Origin of the sequence: Streptomyces sp. NPDC012794 (assembly GCF_042901085.1) — a bacterium.
In the GTDB taxonomy this organism is placed as follows: Bacteria; Actinomycetota; Actinomycetes; order Streptomycetales; family Streptomycetaceae; genus Streptomyces.
Genome location: NZ_JBIBCI010000004.1, coordinates 404,015 through 429,760 on the forward strand (window position 1 = coordinate 404,015; position 25,746 = coordinate 429,760).

24 protein-coding genes are annotated in these 25,746 nt (G+C 73.2%); 9 read left to right on the forward strand and 15 right to left on the reverse strand.

Going from position 1 to position 25,746, the window contains the following annotated elements:
* The first annotated feature begins 28 nt into the window (after positions 1-28).
* Entirely contained in the window at positions 29-670 is a 642-nt protein-coding gene (locus tag ACFY7H_RS10460; protein WP_388935979.1) for an HAD-IA family hydrolase, read from the forward strand.
* Positions 671-719: 49 nt separating this feature from the next.
* Here the strand turns inward: ACFY7H_RS10460 and ACFY7H_RS10465 are convergent, their stop codons facing one another.
* The 3 genes from ACFY7H_RS10465 to ACFY7H_RS10475 form a co-directional block, all read right to left on the reverse strand.
* A complete protein-coding gene (locus ACFY7H_RS10465; protein WP_388935982.1) occupies positions 720-1,661 on the reverse strand; it encodes a 3-oxoacyl-ACP reductase in 942 nt (313 codons plus the stop codon).
* A 92-nt stretch (positions 1,662-1,753) separates the two neighbouring features.
* Complete coding sequence (locus ACFY7H_RS10470; protein ID WP_388935985.1) at positions 1,754-2,830, reverse strand: Zn-dependent alcohol dehydrogenase; 1,077 nt, start codon at positions 2,828-2,830, stop codon at positions 1,754-1,756.
* 22 nt (positions 2,831-2,852) lie between these two features.
* Positions 2,853-3,725, reverse strand: coding sequence for a MaoC/PaaZ C-terminal domain-containing protein (locus ACFY7H_RS10475; protein WP_388935987.1), 873 nt, complete (start codon positions 3,723-3,725; stop codon positions 2,853-2,855).
* Positions 3,726-3,975: 250 nt separating this feature from the next.
* On the opposite strand from ACFY7H_RS10475, the gene ACFY7H_RS10480 reads away from it, so the two are divergent.
* Positions 3,976-4,335 (forward strand): DNA-binding response regulator, encoded by a 360-nt coding sequence (locus ACFY7H_RS10480; protein WP_388936235.1) that lies wholly within the window; start codon positions 3,976-3,978, stop codon positions 4,333-4,335.
* Between the two features lie 79 nt (positions 4,336-4,414).
* Here ACFY7H_RS10480 and ACFY7H_RS10485 read toward each other — a convergent pair whose 3' ends face one another.
* Complete coding sequence (locus tag ACFY7H_RS10485) at positions 4,415-5,719, reverse strand: cytochrome P450 (RefSeq protein ID WP_388935990.1); 1,305 nt, start codon at positions 5,717-5,719, stop codon at positions 4,415-4,417.
* Positions 5,720-5,934: 215 nt separating this feature from the next.
* Here ACFY7H_RS10485 and ACFY7H_RS10490 point away from each other — a divergent pair, with 215 nt between their 5' ends.
* Entirely contained in the window at positions 5,935-7,044 is a 1,110-nt protein-coding gene (locus ACFY7H_RS10490; protein ID WP_388935992.1) for an amidohydrolase family protein, read from the forward strand.
* Positions 7,045-7,106: 62 nt separating this feature from the next.
* Here the strand turns inward: ACFY7H_RS10490 and ACFY7H_RS10495 are convergent, their stop codons facing one another.
* The 3 genes from ACFY7H_RS10495 to ACFY7H_RS10505 all read right to left on the reverse strand — a co-directional run bounded on the left by ACFY7H_RS10495 (position 7,107) and on the right by ACFY7H_RS10505 (position 12,465).
* Entirely contained in the window at positions 7,107-8,291 is a 1,185-nt protein-coding gene (locus tag ACFY7H_RS10495; RefSeq protein ID WP_388935995.1) for a beta-ketoacyl synthase N-terminal-like domain-containing protein, read from the reverse strand.
* A 28-nt stretch (positions 8,292-8,319) separates the two neighbouring features.
* Positions 8,320-10,485: an acyl-CoA dehydrogenase gene (locus tag ACFY7H_RS10500; RefSeq protein WP_388935998.1), complete on the reverse strand. Its 2,166-nt coding sequence runs from the start codon at positions 10,483-10,485 to the stop codon at positions 8,320-8,322.
* A 225-nt stretch (positions 10,486-10,710) separates the two neighbouring features.
* Positions 10,711-12,465, reverse strand: coding sequence for a serine/threonine-protein kinase (locus ACFY7H_RS10505; protein WP_388936001.1), 1,755 nt, complete (start codon positions 12,463-12,465; stop codon positions 10,711-10,713).
* Between the two features lie 288 nt (positions 12,466-12,753).
* Here ACFY7H_RS10505 and ACFY7H_RS10510 point away from each other — a divergent pair, with 288 nt between their 5' ends.
* The 4 genes from ACFY7H_RS10510 to ACFY7H_RS10525 all read left to right on the forward strand — a co-directional run bounded on the left by ACFY7H_RS10510 (position 12,754) and on the right by ACFY7H_RS10525 (position 16,543).
* Positions 12,754-13,341, forward strand: coding sequence for a class I SAM-dependent methyltransferase (locus ACFY7H_RS10510; protein ID WP_388936237.1), 588 nt, complete (start codon positions 12,754-12,756; stop codon positions 13,339-13,341).
* Positions 13,342-13,487: 146 nt separating this feature from the next.
* On the forward strand, positions 13,488-14,477 hold the full coding sequence (locus ACFY7H_RS10515) for an N-acetylmuramoyl-L-alanine amidase (RefSeq protein WP_388936005.1): 990 nt from the start codon (positions 13,488-13,490) through the stop codon (positions 14,475-14,477).
* A 116-nt stretch (positions 14,478-14,593) separates the two neighbouring features.
* Complete coding sequence (locus tag ACFY7H_RS10520) at positions 14,594-15,385, forward strand: DUF5336 domain-containing protein (protein ID WP_388936007.1); 792 nt, start codon at positions 14,594-14,596, stop codon at positions 15,383-15,385.
* Positions 15,386-15,532: 147 nt separating this feature from the next.
* Positions 15,533-16,543: an LLM class F420-dependent oxidoreductase gene (locus ACFY7H_RS10525; protein WP_388936010.1), complete on the forward strand. Its 1,011-nt coding sequence runs from the start codon at positions 15,533-15,535 to the stop codon at positions 16,541-16,543.
* 7 nt (positions 16,544-16,550) lie between these two features.
* Here ACFY7H_RS10525 and ACFY7H_RS10530 read toward each other — a convergent pair whose 3' ends face one another.
* From ACFY7H_RS10530 to ACFY7H_RS10550, 5 genes are all read right to left on the reverse strand, one after another.
* Positions 16,551-16,937 carry a hypothetical protein gene (locus ACFY7H_RS10530; RefSeq protein ID WP_388936013.1) on the reverse strand — a complete coding sequence of 129 codons (387 nt, stop codon included), beginning with the start codon at positions 16,935-16,937 and terminating at the stop codon, positions 16,551-16,553.
* A 25-nt stretch (positions 16,938-16,962) separates the two neighbouring features.
* Positions 16,963-17,535 carry a hypothetical protein gene (locus tag ACFY7H_RS10535; protein ID WP_388936240.1) on the reverse strand — a complete coding sequence of 191 codons (573 nt, stop codon included), beginning with the start codon at positions 17,533-17,535 and terminating at the stop codon, positions 16,963-16,965.
* A gap of 161 nt (positions 17,536-17,696) precedes the next feature.
* Entirely contained in the window at positions 17,697-18,785 is a 1,089-nt protein-coding gene (locus ACFY7H_RS10540; protein WP_388936016.1) for a prenyltransferase, read from the reverse strand.
* Complete coding sequence (locus ACFY7H_RS10545) at positions 18,782-19,525, reverse strand: class I SAM-dependent methyltransferase (protein WP_388936019.1); 744 nt, start codon at positions 19,523-19,525, stop codon at positions 18,782-18,784. Before ACFY7H_RS10545 ends, ACFY7H_RS10540 begins: the two co-directional genes overlap by 4 nt.
* Positions 19,526-19,684: 159 nt before the next feature.
* Positions 19,685-20,995, reverse strand: coding sequence for a glycosyltransferase family 4 protein (locus ACFY7H_RS10550; RefSeq protein WP_388936022.1), 1,311 nt, complete (start codon positions 20,993-20,995; stop codon positions 19,685-19,687).
* Positions 20,996-21,222: 227 nt separating this feature from the next.
* Here ACFY7H_RS10550 and ACFY7H_RS10555 point away from each other — a divergent pair, with 227 nt between their 5' ends.
* The gene (locus ACFY7H_RS10555) at positions 21,223-21,876 is read left to right on the forward strand and encodes a TetR family transcriptional regulator (protein WP_388936025.1); all 654 of its coding nucleotides are present in this window, start codon (positions 21,223-21,225) and stop codon (positions 21,874-21,876) included.
* A 523-nt stretch (positions 21,877-22,399) separates the two neighbouring features.
* Here the strand turns inward: ACFY7H_RS10555 and ACFY7H_RS10560 are convergent.
* Positions 22,400-22,930 (reverse strand): GNAT family N-acetyltransferase, encoded by a 531-nt coding sequence (locus ACFY7H_RS10560; RefSeq protein WP_388936028.1) that lies wholly within the window; start codon positions 22,928-22,930, stop codon positions 22,400-22,402.
* 61 nt (positions 22,931-22,991) lie between these two features.
* On the opposite strand from ACFY7H_RS10560, the gene ACFY7H_RS10565 reads away from it, so the two are divergent.
* Positions 22,992-23,504 (forward strand): hypothetical protein, encoded by a 513-nt coding sequence (locus tag ACFY7H_RS10565; protein WP_388936031.1) that lies wholly within the window; start codon positions 22,992-22,994, stop codon positions 23,502-23,504.
* A gap of 513 nt (positions 23,505-24,017) precedes the next feature.
* Here ACFY7H_RS10565 and ACFY7H_RS10570 read toward each other — a convergent pair.
* Together ACFY7H_RS10570 and ACFY7H_RS10575 are read right to left on the reverse strand one after the other, a co-directional pair.
* Positions 24,018-24,251: a ferredoxin gene (locus ACFY7H_RS10570; protein WP_388936033.1), complete on the reverse strand. Its 234-nt coding sequence runs from the start codon at positions 24,249-24,251 to the stop codon at positions 24,018-24,020.
* Positions 24,251-25,702 carry an aldehyde dehydrogenase gene (locus ACFY7H_RS10575; protein ID WP_388936035.1) on the reverse strand — a complete coding sequence of 484 codons (1,452 nt, stop codon included), beginning with the start codon at positions 25,700-25,702 and terminating at the stop codon, positions 24,251-24,253. Before ACFY7H_RS10575 ends, ACFY7H_RS10570 begins: the two co-directional genes overlap by 1 nt.
* Positions 25,703-25,746: the final 44 nt, after the last annotated feature.

Genomic DNA, 25,746 nt, shown 5'->3' on the forward strand with positions numbered 1-25,746 from the left:
GCGCGGGGCACCGTGACAGGGGTGGGGCATGGCGAACTCCACGGCCCCCGCTGCCGGCAGGCCCTTCGACGCGCTCCTGTGCGACCTCGACAACGTCATCCGCTTCTACGACCCGACCCGCCTGGCGGAACTGGAACGCCTGGCCGGGCTGCCGGAGGGCACCACGGCCGCGGTGGCCTTCTCCCCGGAGCTGGACGGCCCGCTGCTGCTGGGCCGGATCACCCGGGACGAGTGGCGGGAGTCCATCGCCGACGCCCTCGCCCGCTCCGGCCGGATACCGGATGAGGGCGCTCGGGAGCTGGCCGGGGCGATGGTCCGGTCCCCCTTCACGGCCGACGCGGCGGTGGTCTCCGTACTGCGCGGTGCGCGGGCGGGCGGGCTGCCGCTGGTGCTCGTGACCAACGCCTCCCTGGACCTGGAGGAGGACCTGGCGGTGATGGGAATCGCGGACCTCGCGGACCACGTCGTCAGCAGCGCGGTGGAGGGGGTGGCCAAACCGGACCGGGAGATCTACGCGATCGCCGCCGCCCGGGCGGGCGTCGCGCCCGGGCGGTGCCTGTTCGTGGACGACCGGCCGGAGAACGTCGAGGCGGCCGTCGCGTTCGGGATGACCGGAGTGCACTACCGCGGGCCGGCCGACCTGCGGGCGGCGCTCGCGTTCCTGTCCTGAGTACGGGTCCGGCGGCCCGGGGAGCCCTCCCCGGGCCGCCGGCACGGCGCTAGCCGTGCTTGAGGCCCAGGACCTCGGTCGCCGCGAAGGTCTCGTTCGGCGGGCGGGATTCGTAGTGCGGGGTGAGGAGCCCGTCGAGTTCCTCGAAGGTGAAGGCCTCCTTGGCCGTGTCGAACTTGGCGGCGACCCGGGGGCGTTCCATCACGGCGACGATCCCGCCGTGCACCACGAAGAGCTGCCCGTTGGCCTTGGCGGAGGCCGGTGAGGCCAGGTAGCCGACCAGCGGGGAGACGTGCTCGGGGGCGAGGGCGTCGAGCCCGCCGTCCTCGGGGACCTGGAAGCCGGCGAAGACGTCCTCGGTCATCCGGGTGCGGGCGCGCGGGCAGATGGCGTTGGCCGTCACCCCGTACTTGGCCAGGGCCAGGGCGGTCGAGGTGGTCAGGCCGACGATCCCGCCCTTGGCGGCGGCGTAATTGGGCTGGCCGGCCGAGCCGCCGAGGAAGGCCTCCGAGGAGGTGTTGACGATCCGCCCGTACACGGGGCCGCCCGCCGCCTTGGAACGTTCGCGCCAGTGCGCGGCGGCGAAGTGGGTGGTGTTGAAGTGGCCTTTGAGGTGGACCCGGATCACCGAGTCCCACTCGTCCTCCGTCATCGAGAAGACCATCCGGTCCCGCAGGATGCCCGCGTTGTTGACGAGGACGTCGAGCTTGCCGAAGCGGGAGACCGCCAGGGCGACCAGCTCCCGGGCCTGCTCGAAGTCGGCCACGTCACCGAGGTGCGCGACCGCCTGCCCGCCCGCCGCGCGGATCTCCCCGGCCACCTCCTCCGCCGGGGCGGCGGAGGCCTCTCCCGAGCCGTCGCGGCCGCTCTGCCCGTAGTCGTTGACGACGACGCTCGCGCCGAGCCGGGCGAGTTCGAGCGCCTCGGCCCGGCCGAGCCCGCGGCCCGCGCCGGTGACGATGGCGGAGAGCCCCTCAAGTGGGAGTGACATCCGTGGCGTTCCTCTCAGCGGTCGTGGAGCAGCGGTCGTGGAGCACCGGTCGTCGGCAGTGGTCGTCGACCACCGGCTCGTGGGCAGCGGTCTCAGAGTTCGATGCAGGTGCGCAGGGCGACGCCGGTGCGCATCTGGTCGAGGGCGTCGTTGATCTCGGCCAGGGTCACCCGGTGGGTGATCAGGTTCTCCAGGTCGATCCGGCCGGCCCGCCACAGCGCGATGGTGCGCTCGTACGAGCGGAGCACGTCGCCACCCCCGTACATCGACGGGAGGATCTTCTTCTCGTCGAAGAACAGGGAGAACATGTTGATCTGGAAGTCGTCGTCGAGGGCGCCCGCGCCGACCACGACGACCGAGCCGCCGCGCCGCGTCATCTCGTACGCCGTCCGCGCGGTCGCGGACTTGCCGACGACCTCGAAGACGTAGTCGAAGCCCTCGCCGGCCGTGATCCGGTTCCTGGCGTCGGCGAACTCCTCCGGGGAGACGGCCTCGGTCGCGCCGAACCGCAGCGCCGCCTCGCGCCGGGAGGTGACCGGGTCGACGGCGAGGATCTGCGCCGCGCCCTGGACCTTGGCGCCCTGGACGACGGATATCCCGACGCCGCCGCAGCCGATGACGGCGACCGAGGAACCGGCCTCCACCCGGGCGGTGTTGATGGCCGCGCCGAGTCCGGTGGTGACGCCGCAGCCGATCAGCGCGGCGATGTCGAAGGGCAGGTCGTCGGGGATCGGGACGGCGCAGGCGGCCGGGACGACCATCTCCTCGGCGAAGGTGCCGGTCCCGGCGAAGCCGAAGACGTCACTGGCCGCCCGTTTGAAGTTGGGGGTGGCGACGTTCCCGAAGGCCTCCAGGCACAGGTGCCCCTGACCGCGCCCGCAGGCGGGGCAGTGGCCGCACGGCGGCAGCCAGCAGACGAGGACGCGGTCGCCGATCGCGTGGCCGGTGACCCCGTCGCCGACGTCCGTGATCACGCCGGAGCCCTCGTGGCCGGGGATGAAGGGGGCGGGCTGCGGCAGTACGCCGCTCATCGCCGAGAGGTCGGAGTGGCACAGGCCGGTGGCCTTGACGCGGATCCGGACCTTGCCGGGGCCGAAGCCGACGGCCTCCATGTCGTCGACGACCTCGAGCTTGTCCTGGCCTGTCTCGCTCTGCAGTGCTGCGCGCACGGTGCGGCTCCTTCCGTGGATGCTACGAGTGTTCGACGACGGTGTCGGCGAGGACCGGCGCGTCGTCCCGTTCGACGGCGGTCACCGAGACCAGTACGCGGCCTTCCTCCTGCCACATCCGGATGCGCAGCGTCTCGCCCGGGAAGACGATCCCGGCGAAGCGCGTGCGGTAGGCGCGGACCCGGGACACGTCCCCGCCGAGCGCGGTGTCGACGACGGCCTTGAGGGTCATCCCGTACGAGCACAGGCCGTGCAGGATCGGCCTGTCGAAGCCGGCCAGCTTGGCGAACTCGGGGTCGGCGTGCAGGGGGTTCCAGTCCCCGGAGAGCCGGTAGAGCAGCGCCTGTTCCTCGCGGATGGCCCGCTCCTCGGTGCGGTCGGGGGCGCGTGCGGGCAGTTCCTCCCTGACGGACGGGCCGCGTTCGCCGCCGAATCCGCCCTCGCCGCGTACGAAGATCTGCGCGTCGCTGGTCCACAGCGGCCCCTCGGCGTCCGCGACCTCGGTGCGCAGCACGATCACGGCCGCCTTCCCCTTGTCGTAGAGGGCGGCGACCCTGGCGGAGGAGGTGGCGCTGCCCTTGAGGGGGATGGGCCGGTGCAGCTCGATGGACTGGCCGCCGTGCAGGACGTCGGCGAGGTTGACCTCGATGCCGGGGGCGGCGAGACCGCCGAGCATGGCCATGCCGGCTCCGGCGACGGTCGCGAAGCTGGGCAGGACGTGGAGCCTGGACTCCAGGGTGTAGCGCAGCTCGTCGGGGTCGGTGGCCAGGTTCTGGCCGCCCAGCGGCGTTCCCGCTCCGAGGCCGAGGTGGTAGAGCTGGATGTCCTTGTGGTCCCAGCCGATGTCCCCCCGGCGGGGTTCGGCGGCGAGGGCCCTGGCGGCATCGATCGGCATGAGGATGCTGCTCCTTCGGTTCCTTGGAAGACCCCGGCACGGCCGTCCGCACCGTCGGCCGCACCGAGGTCGTGTGCGGGGCCGCACGCCGGGACGCGTTCTAGAACGCGTTCTAGCACCGGGCCGAAGGCATGTATAACGCACGCCCCGACACTTGGGAAGACTGCTGACTTCACGTCAGATCGGCCTGTCGCAAAGCGTGTTGCGCTGCGGCCCGGGGGCAGGCCGTTACGCTTCGGCGGTGGACGAAATGCCCCTGACGCACCGGCCCGCGCGCTCGCTGCGCGTCCTGCTGGAACCGCCGGACCCGGCCCTCGCGTTGCTGCTCGGCCTCCAGCCGGACATCGAGGTGGTGGACTCCCCCACCGCCCGGCCGCAGGTGGCGCTGGTGGAGGAGGTCGCCGCGGTGACGGCGCTGCTCGCCGACGATCCCGAGTGCCGGGTCCTGCTGACCGCCGGCTCGGCCCGACCCGGCCTGCTGGAGGCGGCCCTGACGGCGGGCGCGGCGGGGCTGGTCCTGCGGGACGGCCCCGTCGAGGACCTGGCGGACTGCCTGCGCCGCGCCTCCACGGGCGAGACGGTGGTGGACCCGGCGCTGGCGGGCCCGTAGAGCGGCTGACCGGCCGGCGGACGCGCGGAGGCCCTCCGCCGGTGACAGCGGAGGGCCTCCGGCCGCGCCGGGGCGGGGCTCAGCCCGCAGGCTTCGTCCAGTCGTCGACCGTCCGTGAGGGGTCCAGCGCCACGGGCAGCCGCTCCAGCCCCCGGAAAGCGGGGAACGGCCCCTTCAGCCAGTCGCCACCGTGCGCCGACGGCATCGCCAGCACCATGTCGGGGAAGCGGTCCAGCAGCGACGTCAGGCAGATCTCCAGCTCCAGACGGGCCAGCGGCGCGCCCAGGCAGTAGTGCGCCCCGAAACCGAAGCCGAGGTGGTTGCCCTGGAGCCCCTCGCGCGTGAAGTCGAGCCTGTCGGGCTCGGGGAACTTCTCCGGGTCCCGGTTCGCGGAGGCGATCGCGATCTGGATGACGGCGCCCCGCGGAATGACCGTCCCGCCGATTTCCACGTCCTCCAGCGCGTACCGGAAGGTGGAGGTTTCCACCGAGCCCTCGAAACGGACCATTTCCTCGATCGCCTGCGGCAGGAGTTCCCGGTTCTCCTGGACGGCCTTCAGCTGTTCCGGATTGGTCAGCAGGCTGTAGACGCAGTTGCCGATCTGGAGGGTGGTGGTCTTGTGGCCCGCGAAGAGCAGCACCCAGATCATCGAGACGAGTTCGTCGTCCGTCAGCGGTTCCTCGTCGTGCGGGGTCTCCGCCAGCACGCTCAGGAAGTCGTCGGTGGGATTCTCGCGGGTGCGGTGGATCAGGTCCGTGAAGTAATCGCGCAGCCAGTGCTCGGCCTCGACCAGTTCGTGCTTCAGGTCCCTGCTGAACCGGGAGCGGGTCACCTGGGCGAACCACCGCAGGACCTCGACGCGCTCGTCCCCGACGATGCCGAGCAGCTCGCAGATGACCATGACGGGCAGCGGCAGCGCGAAGGCCGCCATCAGGTCGACGGGCTCGTCCGTCGGGCACCGGTCGAGCAGCCCGTCGACCAGTTCCTGGATGTGCGGGCGCAGGTCCTTGACGTGGCGCGGGGTGAAGGCCGTCTTGGCGATGTGGCGCAGCCGGGTGTGCCGGGGCGGGTCCGCGAAGAGGAGGTTGTCGTCGAGCGCCTCGCACGCGTCCCCGAAGAGGGCGTGGTAGGTGTCGATGGCCTCGTGCATGTCCTTGCCGACGCGATGGTCGGCGAAGATCGCGTGGGCGTCCTCGTACCGGGTGATGAGGTACGTGGGCACCCCGTGCCCGGGGGTCAGCCGGGCGATCGGGGCCTTCTCCCGCAGCGACCGGTAGACCGGATAGGGGCACTGCCGGTATTCCGGCGTGCCCTTCGTCACCGCCGCCACCGCGTCTTCGAGCGCGGGTCCGTCCCCCACTGCCACCGTCGGTTCAGTCGTCACGCGCTCATACCTCTCGGGTATCCCGGAATGGACAGTCGGCTCCTTTCCCTGGGCCGAATGACGGCCAAACCGCGTTGACCCGTTCGGAGCCGAATGCACCCCCTCGGGAATGTCCGGGCGGCGGCGGCCCGGGCCCGCCCTAAGGTGTTCGCTGATCACGTCCGCGACCCCGTTCCGCGATCCCGTTCCGCGGCCCGAAGAGAGGGAATGCGCCCATGCCGGAATACGGCGCCGACGGCTTCGCCGCCAGTGGAGCAGCAGGGCCCGCCACCGCGGCCCCGGAGGACGACGACGGCAGCCGGGCGGTGATCGACGTCCACCACCACTTCTGCGCCCCGGCCTGGCGGGAGTGGGGTGAGGCGCGGGGGCTGGTGGATCCGCGGGCGCTGCCGCCATGGGCCCGCTGGGACGCGGAGTCGGCGCTGGCGCTCATGGACCGGGCCGGGATCGCCACCGCCGTGCTCAAGCCGATGCTGCCCGCCCGGTACGAGAGCTCCGCGCAGCTGCGGGAGGCCGTCACCGTGACGCTGCGGGCGGCGGTGGAGGCCGCCGAGGCGCATCCGGGACGGTTCTTCTTCCACACCCCGCTCTTCCTGGACGACCTGGAGGTCTCCTCCTGGGCGCTGCGCCACGGGCTCGACGAGCTGGGCGCGGTGGGGGTGAACGTCACGGCCAACTACGGCGGGGTGTACCTGGGGGACCCCGCGTACGACGGGATCTTCGCCGAGCTGGACGAGCGCGCCGCCGTGGTGGACACCCACCCGCACAACCTCCCGGCCGTCCCGGCGGGCCCGCCGCCCGGCGCGGGCGGACCCGGCGCGGGCGTCCGGCCGGGGGCCGGGCGGCCGGGGGCCGGAGGGCCGCCCGGGGCCACCGTGCCGGGGCTGCCGAACTTCCTGTGCGACTTCCTCCTCGACACCACCCGCGCCGCCGCCAACATGATCCGCAACCGGACCCTCGACCGCTTTCCGAACCTGTCGGTGGTCCTGCCGCACGGCGGCGGCTTCCTCCCGCACATCGCGACCCGGCTGGAGGCCTTCGCGGGCTCCTTCGACCCTCCGGTGGAGCCCGCGGCGGTCCGGGACCACCTGCACCGCTTCTACTACGACACCGCCGGCCCGATGTCCCCGGCCGGCACCCTGCTGGCCACCGTGGACCCGGCCCGGATCCTCTTCGGCAGCGACTGGCCCGCCTGCCCCGCCGGCGTGGTCGCGGACATCGCCGTACCCGCGCTGGCCGCGGACCCGGCCCTGACGCCCGCGCTGCGCCGCGCGATCAACCGGGAGAACGCGCTGCGCCTGATGCCGCGGCTCGTGCCCGCGTAGGCCCCGTCGTCCGGCGGGGCACTTCGGCACGGCACTCCGGCACGGCACTCCGGCCGCGGGAGTCACCTGCGCAGCAGGGTCACCACCGCCGCGCCGCCCAGCCCGATGTTGTGCGCCAGCCCGACCCGGGCGCCGGGGACCTGGCGGGCGCCCGCCTCGCCGCGCAGCTGCCACACCAGTTCCGCGGCCTGCGCGAGCCCCGTCGCCCCGAGCGGGTGGCCCTTGGAGATCAGGCCGCCCGAGGGGTTGACCACCCACCGCCCGCCGTAGGTGGTGGCACCGCTCTCGACGAGCTCGCCGGAGGCGCCGTCGGCGCACATGCCGAGCGCCTCGTACGTCAGCAGTTCGTTGACCGAGAAGCAGTCGTGCAGTTCGACGACGTCGACGTCCTCGATGCCGAGCCCGGAGGCCTCGTACACCCGGCGGGCCGCGGCGGCCGTCATGGGCTTGCCGACGACGTCGATGCAGGAGCCGCCGAAGCTCTCGGCGGTGTCCGTGGTCATCGCCTGGGCGACGATCTCGACGGCCTTGTGGTGCAGTCCGTGAGCGACGACGAACCGCTCCGAGACGACGAGGGCGGCCGCGGCCCCGTCGGAGGTGGGCGAACACTGGAGCTTGGTCAGCGGGGCGTGGACGGTCTTGGCCGCGAGGACCTCCTCGACCGTGTACACGTCCTGGAACTGCGCGTTCGGGTTGTTCGCGGAGTGCCGGTGGTTCTTGGCGCCGACCGCCGCCAGCTGGGCGGGCGTGGTGCCGTACCGCTCCATGTGCTCGCGGGCGGCGTTCCCGAAGATCTGCGCGGTGGGCGGGGACATCTCGAAGCCGTGCGCGGCCGCCATGATCCCGTAGTGGCGGGCCACCGGCGAGGCGGCGAAGTCACCGCCGTCGGCGCCGCCGCCCAGCGCCCCGCGCTTCATCTTCTCGAAGCCGACGGCGAGCACGCAGTCGGCCAGGCCGCCCTGGACGAACTGCCGCGCCATCATCAGGGCGGTGGAGCCCGTCGCGCAGTTGTTGCTGACGTTGTAGACGGGGACGCCCGTCAGCCCCAGCCCGTACACCGCCCGCTGCCCGGCGGTGGAGGGCTGGAAGCAGTAGCCGGCCGGCACTTGCTCGACCAGCCCGTAGTCCACGCCGGCGTCCGCGAGCGCCGCGCCGCCGGCCTCCTCGGCCATGTCCCAGTACTGCCGGTCCCGTGACTCCGGCTTCTCGAACTTCGTCATGCCGACGCCCACGACGTATGCCTTCATGCCCGTTGACTCCTCGTCCGTAAGTCCGTCAGTCCCTGGGGAGGCCGAGGATCCGCTCGGCGACGACGTTGAGCTGGACCTGTGTGGTGCCCCCGGCGATGGTCAGGCAGCGGGACATGAGCATCCCGTGCACCGCCCGCTCCCCCGCGCCTTCCCGCACCGCGCCCGCCGGGCCGAGCAGTTCCAGGATCAGTTCGGCGGTCCGCTGCTGGTGGGGGGTCTGCACGAGCTTGCGTACGGACGCCCCCGCGCCCGGATCCAGCCCGGACACCTGCTGGAGGGTGGTCCGCAGGCCGATGCAGGCGAGGGCGTGCGCCTCGGCGGCGAGCGCGCCGATGCGGGCGGGGTACGGGCCGTCGAGCTCCGCCGCCCCGGCGATCAGCGCCTCCAGACCGGAGGGGCCTCTGGGGCCGGCCGGCCCGGGGGCGGCGTCGAAGCTCATCTGGTCGGCCATGTGGACGCGCTCGTTGCCGAGGGTGTTGCGGGCGACCTGCCACCCGCCGCCGGCCGCCCCGACCAGGGCGTCGGCCGGGAGCACGGCGTCCTCGAACCAGACCTCGTTGAAGAGGGCCTCGCCGGTGATCTCCCTGAGCGGGCGGATCTCGATGCCGGGGGTGTTCTTCATGTCGACGACGAAGTACCCGAGCCCCTTGTGCTTGGGCGCGGCCGGATCGGTCCGGGCCAGCAGGATCCCGAAGTCGGCGGTGTGCGCGGAACTCGTCCACACCTTCTGCCCGTTGACCTTCCAGGAACCGTCGGCGGCGCGTTCGGCGCGCGTCCGCAGGGAGGCCAGGTCGGAGCCCGCGCCGGGCTCCGAGAAGAGCTGGCACCAGGTCGTGTCCCCGCGCAGGGCCGGCAGGACGTGGGCGGCGCGCTGCGCGTCGGTCCCGTAGGCGAGCAGCGAGGGCACCACCCAGGTGGCGATGCCGAGATCGGCGAGCCTGACGCCGGCCTCCCTCAGCTCCTGCTGGACGACGAGCTGTTCGACGGGCCCGGCGCCGAGTCCGTACGGGGGCGGCAGGTGGGGGGCGGCGTACCCGGTGGGGGCCAGCACCCGGCGGGCGGCGGCCGGGTCGAGGCCGCGGGCGGCCCCGACGGCGGCGCGGGCGGCCGCCCGATACGCCTCGGCCCCGGGCGGCAGTTCGAGGCGCAGCTCGCGCCGGGCGCCGGCCGCGGCGAGGCGCACGGCGCGGACGCGGTGGCCGTCGCCGGGGCCCAGGAGCTGGCGGGCGACGAGGGAGCGGCGCAGGTAGAGGTGGGCGTCGTGTTCCCAGGTGAAGCCGATGCCGCCGAGGATCTGGATGCAGTCCTTGGCGCAGGAGTACGCGGCGTCGAGGGCGGTCGCGGCGGCGAGGGCGGTGACGAGCGAGCGTACGCGCGGGGTGTCGTCCGCGCTGTTCGCGGCGTCCCAGGCGAGGGCGCGGGCCTGTTCGAGGCGGACCAGCATGTCGGCGCACAGGTGCTTGACGCCCTGGAAGCGGCCGATGGGGCTGCCGAACTGCTCGCGCGTCCTCGCGTGCTCGGCGGCGGTGTGCACCGCCCAGGCGGCGGTGCCGCAGGCGTCGGCGGCGAAGAGGACGCAGGCCAGGTCCCGGACGAGGGCGGTGTCGAGTCGCAGCAGCCGGCCGGGCGGGACGATGGCGTTCCGCGCCCGGACCTCGGCGGTGGGGCGGGTGGGGTCGGCGCCCTCGTGGGTGCGGATGCCGAGCGCGGCGGCGTCGACCGCGAACCAGCGGGTGACGCCCTCCGCGTCGGCGGCGAGGACGACCAGGTCGGCCTCGCCCGCGCCGAGCACGGGGGGCGCGTCCCCGTCCAGCCGCCACCCGCCGCCTCCGACGGGGACGGCGGTGAGGGTGCCGGGGCCCAGGGCGACCGCCCCGATACGGCCGTCGAGCGGCTCGGCCCCCGCCCGGTCCAGGAGTACGGAGGCCAGCGCGCTCGGCAGGAAGGGCCCGGGCAGCGCCGCCCGGGCGGCCTCCTCCACCACGACGGCCAGGTCCAGCAGGGTCCCGCCCTCCAGATGGGGCACCGCCAGCCCGGATTCCACCAGCCCGTCCCAGTAGCCGGGCCGGACCCCCGTCCGCGGCGGGGCGTCGAGCAGCTTGCGCACCTCCTCGGGCGGTACGGCCCGCACCACCCAGCCGCGCACGGCGTCGGCCAACTCCCGGTGTTCCCGCGTGATTCCGATGCCCATGCGCGGCAGAGTAGAACACGTTTCAATCTGACGGAAGGTCAGAAACGGGCTCTTCTCAACACCCCCGTACGCCCCTTGCGGGTGACGCGACGGGCGTCTCGTACCGCCGCAGCCGCTGGGGCGGGGCACCGCCGACGCCGACGCCCGAGCAGCGGTGGAGGTGCAGCGGATGCGGCCGGCCGGGCCGGCGCGTGGCGCCGCCCGGCGGGAGCTGAACCCCCGCCCTCAGCCGGCCGGCACGGCATCGAGGGCGGCGCGGGCGATGTCCACGGCCTCTTTCCGGCACCCGGACGGCGGGGCGGGCGACCCGCTCGCGCCGCTTTCGTCCGACCCGGTGTCATCGGCCTGGCTTTGGTCCGCATCGCCTCCGCTCCACACGTAGAGCCTGAGGTTCCCGTCCCGGACCACGAGGTCGCAGTTGTCCTTCCACAGCGTCTCGTCGCCGAGCCCCACCTCCGTCTGCTCCACCGTCCCCACGGCCGCCCGCACCGTCCGCCGCTCCGAGGCGAGCCGCTCCCGCTGTTCCTCCCGCCCCTTCCGGCCGCCGCCCTCCCCGTTGAGCTTCAGGGACCACTCCACGATCACTCGGGGCTTCCCCCCGCCGAACCAGTAGCAGCGCACCGAGGTGGTGGGTCCGTCACCGCGCTCCGGCAGGACGGTTTCCAGCGTCGGCGCCGGTTCGGCCCCGGGCGGCAGCGGCAGCTTGGCGGACGCGTTGTCGCAGCGGTCCAGCTTCGTGTGCACCTTCTCCCCCCACGAACCGCCGCCCTGCCCGTACGCCCATACGCCGGCACCGGCCGCCACCAGCGCGACGGCCGCCGCCAGTGGCCCGGCCACACGGAGCACGCGGCGCCGGGGCGGCGCGGATGCCAGGGCGCCCACGGTGACGGGCGGCTCCTCCGGCAGGGTCACGAGGGCGGGCCGTGGATCCGGGACCCGCGCCGGCTGCGGCGGCCCCGCGGGCTCCGATGCCGGTGCCCGCTCCGGTACCGGTATCGGCTCCGGCTCCGGCTCCCGTTCCGGTTCCGGCACCGCCTCCGCCTCCGCCTCCGCCTCCGCCACGAGCGTCGCCGGTTCCTGCGGGCCGCCGCCCAGCAGGCGGTCGATGGCCGCGCCCTGCTCGGCGATCATGCGGTGCACCGCCGGAGGCCACGGCTGGCGGCCCGACGGGGCGACCGGGCCGAGGAGGGCGAACAGGTCCGCCGGGGACGGCCGGGCGGCGGGGTCCTTGGCCATGCACCGCTCCACGACCTCCCGCAGCCCCGCCGGGACGGCCGACAGCTCGGGCTCCGCGTGCACCACGTCGTACAGGGTCTGGAGGGTCGACGACCCCGCGAACGGGTGGCGCCCCGTGACCGCCAGGTACAGCACCGACCCGAGGGAGAACACGTCGCTGGCGGCCGTGAGTTCGCGTCCCTCGGCCTGTTCGGGCGACATGAAGGGCGGCGAGCCGATCACCAGTCCCGTGTGCGTCAGCCGGGTGTCGGCCCCGCTCTCGGCCGCCCGTGCGATGCCCAGGTCGATCACCCGGACGCCGTCCTCGGTGAGCAGGACGTTCTCGGGCTTCAGGTCCCGGTGGACCAGCCCCGCCCGGTGGACCTCCGCGAGCGCGGACGCCAGGCCGGCCGCGAGGCGGCGTACGGTCTCCTCGGGCAGCGCCCCGACCTCGGCCACGGCCGCCCCCAGCGACGGGCCGGAGACGAAGACCGAGGCCAGCCAGGGGGTCGGCGCGTCCGCGTCGGATTCCATCACGGCCGCCGTGTAGGCCCCGGACACCCTCCGGGACGCGGCGACCTCCCGCCGGAACCGGGCGCGGAAGCCCTCGTCGTCGGCGAACCGCGCGAGGACCTGTTTGACGGCGACCAGCCGCCCGTCCGGCGCGGCGCCGAGCAGCACCCGGCCCATCCCGCCCTCGCCGAGCACGCCCAGCACCTTGAACGGCCCCACGTACGACGGGCCCGACGGCCCTAACGGCTCCATGCCCCTCCCGCCCTCCCCAGGTACGGGAGGGGATCATACAGAGCTGTCAACTCCCGCCACCTGTAAGGGCGGCGCGCACGGGCCCCGCCGGCCCGGCCACCGCCGCCGCCCGCGGCTCCGCCGGGTCCGGCCGTCATCCGCGCGGCGAGGGCGCGGGACCCCGGCATGGTGCCCTACCGGGCGGTAGGGCACCATGGGCCGCCACAGCCGCTCACCGCCGGAGGAACCACCGTGGCCGCCACTCCCAAGCCGGAGACCCTCGCCGCTTTCGAGGCCGCCAAGGGGTTCATGCCCGTACGCGAGGGCCTCGCCCTGTACGGGGCGGCCGCCGCGGCCGCCGCACTCGGGCTGCCGCTGCTGGAGGTCGGCACGTACTGCGGGCGCTCCACGATCCTGCTGGCCGACGCGGCCCGCGAGGCGGGCGTGCCCGCGATCACGGTCGACCACCACCGGGGCAGCGAGGAGCAGCAGCCCGGCTGGGAGTACCACGACCCGACCGTCGTGGACCCGGAGATCGGCCTGATGGACACCCTGCCGGCCTTCCGCCGCACCCTGCACCGGGCCGGCCTCGAAGAGCACGTCATCGCGATCGTCGGCCGCTCCCCGCAGGTCGCCGCGGCCTGGGGCGGCAAGCTCGGCTTCGTCTTCATCGACGGCGGCCACACCGACGAACACGCCACCGGCGACTACGAGGGCTGGGCCCCGCACCTCGCGGAGGGCGGCACGCTCGTGATCCACGACGTGTTCCCGGACCCGGCTGACGGCGGCCAGGCCCCGTACCGGATCTACCTGCGCGCCCTGGCCTCGGGCGCCTTCGAGGAGGTCTCGGTGACGGACTCCCTCCGCGTGCTGCGGCGCACCGGAGCCGGCATCTAGGCTGACGTCCGGGCCTCGGGATCGACGTCCGGGCCTCGGGGCCGACGGAGGTGCGCCCGTCCAGGATCATTGGACGACAATCACACCACGCCCCCGGATGGCCCATGGTCCGTACGGGGCCCGGGCGGGCGTTCTAGCATCGCGACGTGCGCTACGACGAAAGCCCCCCGCTCCCCGAGTCCCGGTCCTCGATCAGCCCGGACCGGCCCTGGTTCGCGCGTCGGCCCGCCCTCACTGTGGCCCTGGCGGCGCTGGCCCCGACCTGTCTGGCGGGCTGGGTGCTGGCCCAGGTGCTGACCGGGCCGGGGGCCGACGGGCGGCAGCCCGAGGGCCCGTCCCTCACCGCCTCGCACGCCACGGGCTCGACGGACGCGAAGTCCAGCGCCTCGCCCAGCCCGGCGCAGGTGCCGGCCCACAGCCCCGCCCCGGGCGCCGACGCCCAGGCCCCCACGGCCGCCAAGGGCCCGCTCGCCGGCCGGACCGTCGTCATCGACCCCGGCCACAACACGGGCAACTTCCAGCACGGCTCCGAGATCAACAAGCTGGTGGACGTCGGCACCCACCGCAAGGAGTGCGACACCACCGGCACCACGACCAACTCCGGCTACAAGGAGGCCGAGTTCACCCTCGACGTCTCCCGCCGGGCGCGCGCGCTGCTGGAGGCCAAGGGCGTCAAGGTGGTCTTCACCCACGAGGCCGACCGCCCGTGGGGCCCCTGCATCGACGAGCGGGCCCGGATCGGCAACGAGGCGGCGGCAGACGCCGTGGTCTCCGTCCACGCCGACGGCGTCTCCGCCGGCAACCGGGGTTTCCACGTCATCCTCCCGGCCCTGGTCAAGGGCGGGGCGGCGGACACCGCGAAGATCGTCGGCCCCTCCCGCGACCTCGGTGAGCGCATCGCGCGCAACTTCGGCCGCACCACGGGCTCCGCCCCGGCCAATTACCTCGGCAGCGGCACCGGGCTGGTGGTCCGCGACGACCTGGGCGGGCTCAACCTCTCCACCCGGCCCAAGGTGTTCCTCGAATGCGGCAACATGCGTGACGCCAAGGACGCGGCGCAGTTGATGAGTCCGGAGTGGCGGCAGAAGGCGGCGCAGGGCATCGCCGACGGCATCGTCGGTTTCCTGGGCGGGTAGTTCACGGGCAGTCGTCCCGGGGCGGCTCGCCGCCCCGATCCTCTCGGCCGCGCGAAGCTCCGTACCATGGGGGCGCCCGCTCCGCCCAGCCAAGACCGAGAAGGACACCCCAAGACGTGAACATCCGCTCCCTCACTCGAGGTGACGGCGTGGTGATCGGAGCAGCGGTGCTGCTGTTCATCGCCTCGTTCCTCGATTTCTACTCCGCCACCGGCCTGGACCTCCCGAGTGCGTGGGACACCGACGTCTACGGGCTGGCGCTGCCCACCATCTTCCTGACCGGGTTCATCGCCGCCGGCCTGCTGATCGGTGCCCGCTTCCTGCCCGAGGGCCGCAAGCTCGGGGGCCTGACCCTGACGGCGTGGGGCACCGTGCTGGCCGTGGCGGCGGCCTGGGCGGCACTGTGGTCGCTGATCACCAGCCCGGCCCGGGCCGACCTGGGCGCCGGCTGCATCATCGCCTTCCTCGCCAACCTCGCGCTGGCGGGCGTGGCCGTCGCCGGTGCGAAGATCCCCGCGCTGGCCGGGCCGCTCGTGCCCGAGCCCCGGCCCGTCGCCCCCCAGCCGTACGGCGGCCAGCCCGGCACCGGGTACGGCTACCCGGGCGGGCAGCAGCCCCAGGCCTACGGCGCCAACCCGCAGCCCGCCCCGCCGTACGGGGGCACCCCGGCGCCCGGCCCGCAGGACGCTCCGGCCGCGCCGGCGGCGGACTTCACGCCGTTCTGGTTCGCCGTGCCGGTGGCGCGTCCCCTGTACGGGGAGGACGGCTCCCCCGTCCCGATCGCGGAACTGGCCCCGGGCACCTGGTACCTGGCCGTCGACCAGCGCGGCCCCTCGGCGCTGATCGCGCAGACCCAGGACGGCCGCCGCGGCCTCCTGAACGACATCTCCGGGATCCAGCGCGGCTGACCGCCCCGCCCGGACCACGGCGTACGGCCCCCCTCCCCGCGCGGGGAGGGGGGCCGTTCCGTACTTCCCGGCGGGGCGCGCGTGCCCTACAGTCGCCTGACGTTACCTGACGTACCGTCAGATCCGGCTTCGCGGAGGGGACCGTACATGCGCCTCGGACTCGCACTCGGCTACTGGGGCCGCGGACCCGCCCCCGCCCACCTCGGCCTCGCCACCGAGGCCGAACGCCTCGGCTACCACTCGGTGTGGACCGCCGAGGCCTGGGGTTCCGACGCCTTCACCCCGCTGACCTGGATCGCCGCGCACACCTCCCGCATCCGGCTCGGCACCGCCATCGCCCAGATGGCCGCCCGCACCCCCACCGCCACCGCCATGCACGCCCTCACCCTCGACCACCTCTCCGGCGGCCGGATGATGCTCGGCCTCGGTCTGTCCGGGCCGCAGGTGGTGGAGGGCTGGTACGGGCGCCCGTTCCCCGCGAGCCCGCTCACCGCGACCCGCGAGTACGTGGACGTCGTCCGCCAGGTGCTGCGCCGCGACGGCCCGGTCACCCTGGACGGCCGCTTCCACAGCCACCCCTACCGCGGCCAGGACGGCACGGGCACCGGCAAACCCCTCAAGCCCATCACCCACCCGCTGCGCGCGGACCTCCCGCTGCTGCTCGGCGCCGAGGGCCCCAAGAACATCGCCCAGACCACCCGCATCGCGGACGGCTGGCTCCCCCTCTACTGGTCACCCACGCGCACCGACGTCTACCGGGCCGCGCTGACGGACCTGCCCGACGGGTTCATGATCGCCCCGATGGCCCGTGCCCAGGTCTGCGAGGACGTCGCCGAAGGGCTGCTCCCCGTCAAGGCGATGCTCGGCTTCTACATCGGCGGCATGGGCCACGCCACCCGGAACTTCCACGCCGACCTGATGGGCCGCATGGGCTACGAGGCCGAGGCCCGGCGCATCCGGGAACTGTTCCTGGAGGGACGCAGGGAGGAGGCGGTGCTCGCCGTCCCGGACGCCTTCGCCGACGAGATCTCCCTCGTCGGCCCCCGCGAACGGATCGCGGAACGCCTCGAACTGTGGCGCGCGGGCCCCGTCACCGACCTGCTCGTCACGGCCCCGGACCCGCACACCCTGAGGGTGCTGGCGGAGCTCAACGCCTGAGCCGGGTCTAGGTCGTCTCCTCCGGCACGGCTTCGAGGAGCGCGCGCAGGTCCAGCGGCATCACCGCGATCTCCATCGTCCCCCCGCCCTCCAGGGCGCAGGCCACGATCCGCGAGCCCGGGTTGATGGAGATCCCCTCCCGCACGGAGGGCACCCGGACGGCGGTGGCCCGGGCGCCGGCCAGGGGCACGGCCGGGCGCCGGGCAGGCTGCCAGCGGGCCGCGCCCTGGTCCGCGTACAGCCGGCCGGGGCGCCAACGGCCCTCGCCCGCCGGGATCCGGGCCATGCCCGGGATCCCGGCGGGACTGCCGGCCTCCAGCCGCTGCCGGTGCCTGCGCCGCAGCAGCCAGCCCAGCCCGCCGGCCGCGAGGGAGAGGAACAGGAACTCGATCACACCGCCATTGAAACAGGCGGGCGGCTCAGCCGGTCAGCTGCGAGGTGCTCGGCACCTTGTCCGTCACCACGGCGCCCGCGTTCTTGCCGGCTTCCTTGACCCCGTTGATGACGTTGTCGAAGGCGTCGATGTCGGCGTCGCCCGCCTCGCCCTTGCGGAGCTTGTTGCCCAGCCCCTTGAGGGAGTCGATGCCCGCCGTCAGCGGACCCATGGCCTTCGACAGCAGCGGGTCGCCCTTGGCGTTCTCGGCGGCCGCCTTCAGCCGGTTGTAGGCGAAGGCCCCCGCCAGCCCCGCCTTGATCAGCGCGAACGTACGCCCCTTCGCGCCCTTCTTGAACTTGCCCTCGCGGTACGGCTTGACGATCCACTGGTACGTCGCCCCGGCCGCGAGCCCGGCGTTGGCGACGAACCGCGTCTTGGCGAACTTCTGCCTCTCGGCCTCGGTGCCGGGCGTGGGCGTCACGGCGGCCAGCTCGTCGGCGGCGGCCGCGTCCGTCTCCGCCACGGCGAGGACGGCCAGCTCGGCGGCGGCGGCCGAGGAGATCTCCCCCCGCTGCCCCCGGTCGCCGCCGCTGCCGCACGCGGTGGCACCGGCCAGCAGCGCGGTGGACAGCACCACCGCCGTGAGGGCTCTACGGATACGGACGGTTGCGGATACGGCCACGGTTTCCTCCGGGGACTGAGGTGTCCCCCGCAGCCTCACCCCCGGCACCCGGTCCCACCACCCGGGGGACCCGTTCGGGGGTCCCCCGGGGGACGTCAGCGGCAGCAGTCCGGTTCCAGGCCCGACGGCAGGGCCAGCCCGCCGAAGACCTCCCCCGTCGCCTCGTCCCCGCCCAGCGCCGCCACCGCGAGCAGCAGCGAGCCGGCCGTCCAGGTCGTCTGCTCCACCGGCCACACCGCCCGGTCCTCGAAGACGTAACCCGTCCAGTACATGCCGTTCTCGGCGCGCAGGTGCCCGATCGAGCGCAGGACCTCCAGCGCCCGGTCCGACTCGCCCATCACCCACAGGGTCAGCGCCAGCTCGCAGGACTCGCCGCCCGTCACCCACGGGTTCGGCAGCACACACCGCACCCCGAGGTCCGGGACGACGAACTCCTCCCAGCGCCGCTCGATCCGCGCCTTCGCCTCCGGGCCCGACAGCGCCCCGCCCAGGACCGGGTAGTACCAGTCCATCGAGTAGCGGTCCTTGTCCAGGAACCGCTCCGGGTGCCGGCGTATCGCGTGCGCGAGCGCGCCCGTCGCCAGCTCCCAGTCCGGCTGCGGGTCGCCCCGGTGGTCCGCGATGGCGAGAGCGCAGCGCAGCGCCTGGTGGATGGAGGAGGAACCGGTCAGCAGGGCGTCGGTGACGACGGTGCCGTCCGCCTCCCGCTTCCAGCCGATCTCGCCGCCCGGCTGCTGGAGCGCGAGGACGAACTCGACCGCCGCGACGACCGCCGGCCACATCCGGTCCAGGAAGGTGTCGTCGCCGGTGGCCAGGTAGTGGTGCCAGACGCCGACCGCGATGTACGCGACGAAGTTGGACTCCCGGCTCGCGTCCTGCGGCGCGTCCGTGTCCACGCCGTCGGGCCGGTCCGCGTACGCCGCGTACCAGGAGCCGTCCTGGTTCTGGTGCCGGGCCAGCCAGGCGTAGGCCCGCTCGGCCGCCTCGTGCTCGCCCGCCGTGTCCAGGGCCATCGCCGCCTCGGTGTGGTCCCACGGGTCGAGGTGGTGGCCGCGGAACCACGGTATGGCCCCGTCCGCGCGCTGCGCGGCCAGGATCCCCTCCACGGTCCGCGCGGCCTGTTCGGCGGTCAGTACGCCGTCCAGGACGAGGTGTTCCGGTACGGTGCGCCCCGGCGAGCTCACTGGGCGGAGCCGGCTGCGCCGACGGGCAGGTGGGGCTTGGTCGCGTACGCCACGAAGCTCTTGCCGATGAGCGGATTGAGGGCCTGCTCGGCGAGGCGGGTGGCCAGCGGCTTCTTCATGATGTCCCAGACCAGGAGCTTGTGGTACGCCTTGACGGGCAGCGCCTTGTCGTTGTCGACGCCGAAGGCGCACTTGAGCCACCAGTAGGGGGAGTGCAGGCCGTGCGCGTGGTGGGTGCCGTACGGCTTGAGGCCCGCGGCCTCCATCTTGCCGAGCAGCTCGTCCGCCTTGTAGATCCGGATGTGGCCGCCCTCGACCTCGTGGTAGGCGTCGGAGAGCGCCCAGCAGACCTTCTCCGGGCCGTAGCGCGGGACGGTGACCGCGATGCGGCCGCCGGGCTTGAGCACGCGGACCATCTCGGCGAGCACGCCCTTGTCGTCGGGGATGTGCTCCATGACCTCGGAGATGATGACGACGTCGAAGGACTCGTCCGGGAAGGGCAGGGCCAGGGCGTCGCCCTCCATGGCGGTGGCGGTGGCGCCGGCCGGGGCCTCACCGGCCTCCTTCATGGCGGCGAACCACTTGGCGACCTCGCGGATCTCCTCGCCGTTGCGGTCGACGGCGACGACCTGGGCGCCGCGCCGGTAGCACTCGAAGGCGTGCCGGCCTGCGCCGCAGCCCAGATCGAGCACACGGTCGCCTGCGGCGAGCGGGAACCGGGAGAAATCGACGGTCAGCACGGGGTCCTGCCTTCGCGGTCACGGGGGTGAAGGGTGTTGCGGATGAGAAGAACTGCCGGGTGGTGCCCGGGGCGCTCGACGTGGTGGGGGCGCTCCGGGTTCATTCAGGTGCTTCGGGTGCTTCGGGTCTCGGTGGTGCGCTGGGGCAGGCTCCGGAGCTCACCGGGTCCGGGCGGCGGCCGCCCGCGCGACGGCGGCTCTGTAGTGCGCGACGGTGCCCTCGGCGGCCTTGGCCCAGGTGAACCGGGTCAGGACCCGCTCGCGCCCGGCGGCCCCCAGCCGGGCGCGCAGCCCGGCGTCGCCCAGCAGCCGGCCCAGCGCGACGGCCAGCGCCCCCGCGTCGCCGGGCGGCACGGCCAGGCACGTCTCCCCGTCGGGGCCGGACACCTCGGGGATGGCCCCGCCGGTGGTGGCGACCAGCGGGGTGCCGGTGGCCATCGCCTCGGCCGCCGGGAGCGAGAAGCCCTCGTACAGGGAGGGCACGCAGGCGACCTGGGCACTGCGCACCAGGTCCACGAGCTCGGCGTCGGTGATGCCCTTGACGAACCGCACCGCGTCCTGGAGCCCGTACGTCTCGATCGCGCGGGCGACGGGCCCGCTCTCGGCGCGCTTGCCGACGACCACGAGGTGGGCGCCGGGCTGCTCGGTACGGAGCTTGGCGAGGGCCTCGACGAGGTGGACGAGCCCCTTGAGCGGGACGTCGGCGCTGGAGGTCGTCACGATCCGCCCGGGAACCTCCGGGACGGAGGGGTCCGGCGACCAGAGGTCGGTGTCGGCGCCGATGTGCACCACGTGGATGCGGTCGCCGCGCACACCGAGGTGCTCGGCGATCTCCTGCTGGGAGGAACCGGAGACGGTCAGCACCGACGGCAGCCGCCGGGCCACGCGTCCCTGCATGCGCGTGAACGCGTACCAGCGCCGCACGGAGGCGCGCTTCTTGCGGTCCTTCGCGGCGGCGAGGTCGAGCTTGCGGTCGACGGTGATGGGGTGGTGGATGGTGGTCACCAGGGGCGCGCCGAGATCGCCCAGCAGGCCGTAGCCGAGGGTCTGGTTGTCGTGGATGACGTCGAACTCGCCCGCGCGGGCGCGCAGGTGGCGCCGGGCGCGCAGCGAGAAGGTCAGCGGCTCGGGAAAGCCGCCGGTCCACATCGTGCCGACCTCGAGGGCGTCGATCCAGTCCCGGTACTCGTCACGCTTGGGCGTACGGAACGGATCGGGGCTGCGGTACAGGTCCAGGCTCGGCAGTTCGGTGAGCGTGGCACCGGTGTCGAGCACCGGGTAGGGCTGGGCGCCGATGACCTCGACGGAGTGCCCGAGCTTGACGAGCTCCCGGGAGAGGTGCCGGACGTAGACGCCCTGGCCGCCGCAGAACGGGTTCCCCTTGTAGGTGAGGAGTGCGATGCGCAACGGGCGGTCGCCGTCAGTGGCGGAACCCACGAAAGGGCTCGTCACCATGGCCTCTGCGGTCACTCTCGGCCCCCTTCTCCCTGCACTTTCGCCGGAGCGTAACCGCTCGGATAATGTAGAACAAGTTTCAGACTTGATCCTCTGAAGACCATTGAATCTACCGGCCGGAAACCGCACCGTAAGAGGCGGAGCAGGTGATTCGCGCCACGGCTCGGACGCCTGACATGCTGGCCCCCGGACCATCCCGGAATCAGCCGCCGCGACGACACGGAACGCCAGGAACGGGACACATGACAGCGGAAGCGAAGGCCGTGACGCCTCCCCTGACGGAACGCCAGGAGGCGCGTCGGCGCCGCATCCTGCACGCGAGCGCGCAGCTGGCCAGCCGGGGCGGCTTCGACGCCGTGCAGATGCGGGAGGTCGCCGAGTCGTCGAACGTCGCGCTGGGCACCCTGTACCGCTACTTCCCGTCCAAGGTGCACCTGCTGGTGGCCACCATGCAGGACCAGCTCCAGCACATGCACACGACCCTGCGCAAGCGCCCCCCGGCGGGCGAGGAGCCGGCGGCCCGCGTCGCGGAAACCCTGATGCGCGCCTTCCGCGCCCTCCAGCGGGAACCGCACCTCGCGGACGCGATGGTGCGCGCCCTGACCTTCGCGGACCGGAGCGTCTCCCCCGAGGTGGACACGGTCTCGCGGCTGACGACCGCGATCATCCTGGACGCCATGGGCCTCGACGCCCCGCCGACGGCGGAACAGCTCTCGGCGGTCCGGGTCATCGAGCACACCTGGCACTCGGCCCTGATCACCTGGCTCTCGGGCCGCGCGTCGATCGCCCAGGTGAAGATCGACATCGAGACGGTGTGCCGGCTGATCGACCTGACGGGGGCGGGGGCGGGCGGGGCCGCGGGGGGAACTGCGGGCGGATCCACGGGAAAGGCCTGATTGTGGTGTAGGGGGCGGGGTCCTGTTGGGCCGTGTCAGGGCTGGTTTGGGGGTTTCCCGTCAGTCCCATCGTCCTTCCGGTTCGTGCCGGCCCGTCAAGGGCGCTCACTTCGTTCGCGTCGCTACGCGATGGCCTTCGGCCACCCTTGACAGGCCGTCCCGCCCCGGAAAGACAAGGACTGCCGGGAAGCCCCCAAAGGAACGGTCACGGGGCAGGAATGGGAGGGGCGGGTGTCTCAGTGATGAGGCGAGGGGCCGGGTGCCGGTCCGCCGGGCATCCGGGCTCCCAAAGACCCTCGGCGGCCCACCCCGGCGCGTCAGATCGCTACGCGCTCCTCCCGGCATGGCGTCCGACGACCGTCCTGGGCCGATACCCGCACCACATGACGAACAGGACAGCATCCGGGACCGGCAGACGCGACAGATCGCTACGCGCTCCTCCCGGCATGGCGTCCGACGACCGTCCTGGGCCGATACCCGCACCACATGACGAACAGGACAGCATCCGAGACCGGTGGGCGCGTCAGATCGCTACGGGCCAATCGGCTGCTGGTGGCGTGTGCAGTCGCCAGATGACGTCCGTTGCGTCCTGCGAGGACAACGTGAAGCCCAGGCGCTTGGGGACGGCGGCGCTGGCGGAATTGGCCGGATCGTGGGCGATCTCGACGTACTCCACGCCCGGCAGGGCGAACGCCTCGCGGACTGCGGCCGCCGCTGCCCGGGTGGCCATGCCCCGGCCGGTGGCGGCCGGGTGCAGCCAGTAGCCGACGGCGCGTCCCTGCGGTTCGTCGGCGAGGTAGAGGGAGAGGCTTCCCACAGGCCGGCCGTTCACGGTGATCGCGTAGTTGTACGCCTCACCGCTGCGCCAGTTCGGATCGCAGCCGGCGAGGAAGTCCCGGGTGTGCTGCGGCGTGTGGGAGCTTGCCCATGGCATCCACGGACTCAGGTGGTCGAGGGATTCTTCGCTCAGGCGGAGGAGAGCATCGAAGTCACTCTCCCGCCAGCGCCGCAGGACGAAGCCTTCACAGTCAATGGTGTCTTTCGGCTGATCCATGGGCGCATCGTTTCGCCACGGAGGTGATCACCGCAATGGGATTGACCGTTAGCCTCTCCGGATGATCGCTGAAGCCGACGTATGGAACCACTTCGTCCGCCTCTTGCCGGATGCCGAGGGGCGCGAGGTCCAGGTCCGCTGGGACATCGGCGAGCAGGAGGCCGGACTGGACCTGCTGGTGTGCGGTCTCCTCGAACACCAGGTGGCCATCAGTGAGACCACCCGCGTGGAGATCTCCGTCATCGCGGAGAGCTGGGGTGTGCGGCGGGACATCGCTTCCCGTCTGCTCGCCTGCCAGGGTGACGGTCTCCCCAGCCCGGTGGAAATCGTCGAACACCCCACCACCACCCCCCTGCCCTACCCGGACCTGGCCGATCTCCTCGTCATCCCCTGGATCCGGCACACGTCCGGCCGCCTCCTCGCCCGCGCGCACGTCGAGGAGCCCTGGGGCGACCTCTCCCTCATTCCCGCGCACTACGCCGTCCTGGCCTCCGAACAGGGCCCGACCCTCCGCCTCCTTGAGTCCTTCTCCGCAAGGGAAGCCCTCGAAGCCCTGCATGCCACGCACCTGTGAGCCACGACCAGCCCAAGACGGCCGTCAGCCGCCAAGCGATGAGGAGCGCGTAGCGATCTGACGCGCCCACCGGTCCCGGATGCTGCCCTGATCGACATGTGGTGCGGGTATCAGCCCATAACGACCGTCGGACGCCAAGCCGGGAGGAGCGCGTAGCGATCTGACGCGCCGGGGTGGGCCGCCGAGGGTCTTTGGGAGCCCGGATGCCCGGCGGACCGGCACACGGCCCCTCGCCTCATCACTGAGACACCCGCCCCTCCCATTCCTGCCCCGTGACCGCTCTTTTGGGGGGTTCCCGGCAGTCTTTCGGCTTTCCGGGGCGGGCTGGTCGGTCAAGGGTGGCCGAAGGCCATCGCGTAGCGACGCGAACGAAGTGAGCGCCCTTGACGGGCCGGCACGACACGGAAGGACGATGGGACTGACGGGAAACCCCCAACCCGCCCTGAGACCGCCCCGCCGAAACCCCGCTCCCCGCAGCCCCCGCCCACCCCACCACCCCTCACTCCTCACTCCTCACTCCTCCGGCGGGAACACCGCCTCCCCCGAGGGGGACAGGGTGATGAGGATGGCTTCCACCGGGCAGCCCTCGGCGGCCGCCAGCGTCGGTTCGTTGGCGTCCGTTTCCGGAGAGCGGGGGTGGGACTGGCGGGCCGAGTCGAGGGTGAAGGCGTCGGGGGCGTGGCTCACGCACATGCCCGAGCCGATACAGACCCCCCGGTCGACCTCGACCTGCCAGCGGTCCCCCATCAGGCACCCGCCGGGAGGTGGATCATCTTGTGCTCCAGGTACTCGCTCAGGCCCTCCGGGCCGAACTCCCGCCCGACGCCGCTGCTCTTGTAGCCGCCGAACGGTCCCAGCATGTCCAGGCTGAAGGTGTTCACGTTGAAGGTGCCGGTACGCACACGCCGCGCGAGGTCGATGCCGTGTTCCACGTCGGCCGTCCAGACACTGCCGCTCAGGCCGAACTCCGAGTCGTTGGCGATCCGTACGGCCTCCGCCTCGTCCCCGTACGGGATCAGGCACACGACGGGGCCGAAGATCTCCTCGCGGGCGATCCGCATCGAGTTGTCGACGTCGCCGAAGAGGGTCGGTTCCACGTACCAGCCGCGTTGCAGGCCCGCCGGGCGGCCGCCGCCCGCCAGGACCTTCGCGCCCTCCTCCTGACCGATCCGGATGTAGTCCAGCGAGCGCCGCTGCTGACGCTCGGCGACGAGCGGCCCGAGCTGCGTCGCCGGGTCGAGGGGGTCGCCGACGACCAGGGCGCCGGCCGCTGCCGCGAGGGCTTCGGCGACCTCCGCGTAGCGGCCGCGCGGGGCGAGGATGCGGGTCTGGGCGACGCAGGCCTGGCCGTTGTTCATCCAGGCCGCCGGGACGATCCCGGCGATGGTGCTCTCCAGGTCGGCGTCCGGCAGGATCACGGCGGCGGACTTGCCGCCGAGTTCGAGGGTGACCCGGGTCAGGTTGCGGGCGGCGACCTCCATGACCCGCTTGCCGGCGGCGACGGAGCCGGTGAAGGCGACCTTGTCGACGCCGGGGTGCCCCACCAGGTACTCGCTGACTTCCCGGTCGGCGGGCAGCACCGACAGCACCCCCTCCGGCAGCCCGGCCTCCCGTGCGATCTCGGCCAGGATGAAGGAATCCAGGGGGGCTTCGGGGGACGGCTTCAGGATGACCGAGGAGCCGGTGAGCAGCGCCGGCGCGAGCTTCGCCGCGGCCACGAACTGCGGGACGTTCCACGGGATGACGGCGGCGACGACCCCGACCGGTTCGCGGCGTACGAGGATCGGGCCGAGCGCGCCCTGACGGCGCTCCTCGTAGGGGTATGCGGCGGCGACCTTGATGGCGGAGTCGTACACCATCATGGCGCCGAGCGCCTGGGCGAGGACGCTCCAGGAGTACGGGGAGCCGTTCTGGGAGCTGATGGAGCGGGCGATCTCCTCGTGCCGGACGGCGATGGCGTCCTTGATCCGGGAGACGACGGCGGTCCGCTCCTCCAGTGACAGGCGGGGCCAGGGGCCTTCGTCGAAGGCCTTGCGGGCTGCGGTCACGGCCCGGTCCACATCGGCCTCGGAGGCGTGCGGGACGCTGCCGATGACCTGCTCGGTGTGGGGGGAGACGACCCGGATGGTGCCGGTGCCCAGCGGATCCGTCCATTCCCCGCCGATGAACAGTTGGCCGTGTTCCACGAGCTCGGTCATGTCCGATGCCTCCAGGAGCTGCGCACGATCTCACCGCTGTCGCA